Source organism: Microbulbifer sp. SE14 (assembly GCF_059834885.1).
Genome location: NZ_JCBAJA010000073.1, coordinates 1 through 1,348, shown reverse-complemented (window position 1 = coordinate 1,348; position 1,348 = coordinate 1). Strand labels below are relative to the sequence as shown.

The following is a 1,348-nucleotide window of genomic DNA, read 5'->3' as shown; positions in this document are numbered from 1 at the left end:
CAAGCTGGTGCATATGGGTGGCCGGGTGTACGACCCGCTGCTGGGGCGGTTTATGAGTGTGGATCCCTATATCCAGAGCGAAACAAGTACACAGAGCCAGAATGCCTACGCATACGTAATGAACAATCCGTTGAGTATGGTGGATCCCTCTGGATATCGGGGGGCCTGTACGAATCCTACTAATGATGCGCCTGCAAATTGCACGGCTGACCAGGCGATGTGGGAGATGGCCAATGTAGGCTGGGGTCCCAGCAGCGTTACTGTTGAATCTGGAGGCAGCAAGATCGCCAACAGCAGTAACGGCAAGCAGGGAGCAAAGTCTAGCCCTCCGGCACCTCGGGCGAGAGTCAGTTTCGACGGTGTGGCCACGCCTGTAGTGGCTGGCGATCAGTGGCTTGCTGGCTGTGAATCCATCGCAACCTGTCAGTTCGAGTCTCGGGTTGAGCGACATCTGAACGGCGAGATAACAAGGGAGGAATTCCTCCAGGAAAATATGTATGCCGCTATTGGTGGGGCTATAGGTGGTGCCCTTCATGTATACGGTAGACTCTGTATGTCTTTCCCAGTGGCTTGCCTAGTTGCTCAGACATCAACGGCCAAGAATGAGGGTGAGGCTGGTTTTGCCGTGGTGATGTCACTCATTGGGCTTAAAGGGCCAAAAACTAAGTCGGTACCAAGTTCGGCTAGCTCTGGAGGTGCCTCAGAAGGAGTGGTATCGGGTGTTGTCGGTCCCCAAGAGTCTATTGTTCCTGGGCACGGAGGCACCCTTCGCTTAATGAGGGTTAAAGACAAATTTAACAAATATGCTAGAAGAAGCCAGAGTAATTTCAATGGGAAACTGGATGTGGTTGGTCATGGAAGTCCGCATAGTATAAGGCTAGAAAGGTTTGGTAAGGGAAATGTTCATCTGAATGCTCGTCAGCTTGCGCAAAGGATTCGAGCGCACAATGGTTATCGAGGGCAAGATGTACGACTTCTCAGTTGTAACACGGGTGCTTGTAGTAATGGTTTTGCTCAACAGCTAGCAAATGAGTTAGGTGTTAATGTTTGGGCTCCAACAAAAACGTTGTGGGTAACTAGACGTGGAAGATTTATAGTGGCAGGAGAGAGCATGATGGGCGGACCCAACATGTCTGACCTAGGGAGATTCAAAAAATTTAGCCCTGAATAAAAGAACTAGCAGGCTGTATATCCGGCTTTAAAAAGCCGGATACAGCCTCGACACCTGCTGGCGAACCGGAGACTGTAAATTAAATTGTGTAACTGCTCATGCCCCCGTACTCTGCACCGGAGGATACCATGAGCAGAACAATGGACAACAAAGATCTCGAACAGCAACTCCAGGCTC

Annotated in this window: 1 protein-coding gene; it reads left to right on the top strand. The window is 50.6% G+C overall.

The window, feature by feature from the left end; genetic code table 11:
- Positions 1–1,171 (top strand): DUF8616 domain-containing protein (locus AC6R19_RS22685; protein ID WP_500582143.1); only part of this gene is annotated, 1,171 nt, incomplete at its 5' end.
- Positions 1,172–1,348 lie beyond the last annotated feature (177 nt).